Origin of the sequence: Marinobacter halodurans (assembly GCF_004327985.1) — a bacterium.
Lineage (GTDB): Bacteria > Pseudomonadota > Gammaproteobacteria > Pseudomonadales > Oleiphilaceae > Marinobacter_A > Marinobacter_A halodurans.
Genome location: NZ_SJDL01000163.1, coordinates 1 through 872, shown reverse-complemented (window position 1 = coordinate 872; position 872 = coordinate 1). Strand labels below are relative to the sequence as shown.

Here is an 872-nt window from a genome sequence, read left to right as displayed (position 1 = left end):
GAGCCCTGACCACAAACGCCACCATGCCGGCGAGGTGGAGCCCTTCCCCTCGGGCCGGATCACCTACCTGGCGCCCAAACCCCTGCCCACCGGGTTGCCCCCGGTGGACCACGGCCATGCGGTGGGAACGGTCACCGATCATTACCTGGACTTCGGCGTGGGCAACTCCTTTGCGTTTTCCTGGCAGATGGCGCTCGGTGGGCCGTTTGCTTGTTTTTTGCTGAGTGCTGTAGTGGGACCAGCGATTGCATTTTTGGGGGGGCTCCACTTTGGCTATGGATGGGACGGTGCTGTAGAAGCATTCAAAGGGGCTTTCAGTCTAGGTTTCTGGATCGGCCTATGGGGGGGGCTGGGAGCGTTTCTGACATTAATGTGGCCTCGCTGGCAAATGTACGGCCGGACCGAGAAAATCGCCCCAACGCGTTTCAACCGCCAGCGCCGGGAAGTCTGCTTTGTGCCGGAGGGTCATAGTGAGCCCATCTTCATCCCCTGGGAGGAACTGGAAGCCTGGGTGATCGAGTCCCAGGGGGCCACGGAGTACGGGGTGCACCGCCAGTACGGCTTCGGCATTGGTTTCCGGCACCCGGAGACCGGGGAGCGCTTCAACCTGGAGTTCCCGACCCATGGCCTGCCGCTGTCGATCAGCACCTGGGAGGCCCTGCGCGCCTACATGGAGTATGAGGTGCATTCGCTTGAGGACATACAGCCTAACGGCGAGCTGATGACCGGGGACGATGCACCCAACGAGGAAGGCGTGGCCTTCTTCCACGCCGCCCGGCGCAATGTCCGCCGTCGGCGCAAGGCCGGCGAAGTGGGCTGGATCTACACCTTCTTCTGGTACCTCTACCACGTGATGACCTTCTGGACCCTGC

The 872-nt window shown here is 62.4% G+C and carries 1 pseudogene; it reads left to right on the top strand.

Going from position 1 to position 872, the window contains the following annotated elements:
- Positions 1–388: 388 nt before the first annotated feature.
- A pseudogene (locus EZI54_RS24965) lies at positions 389–872 on the top strand (DUF6708 domain-containing protein); the annotation flags it as partial.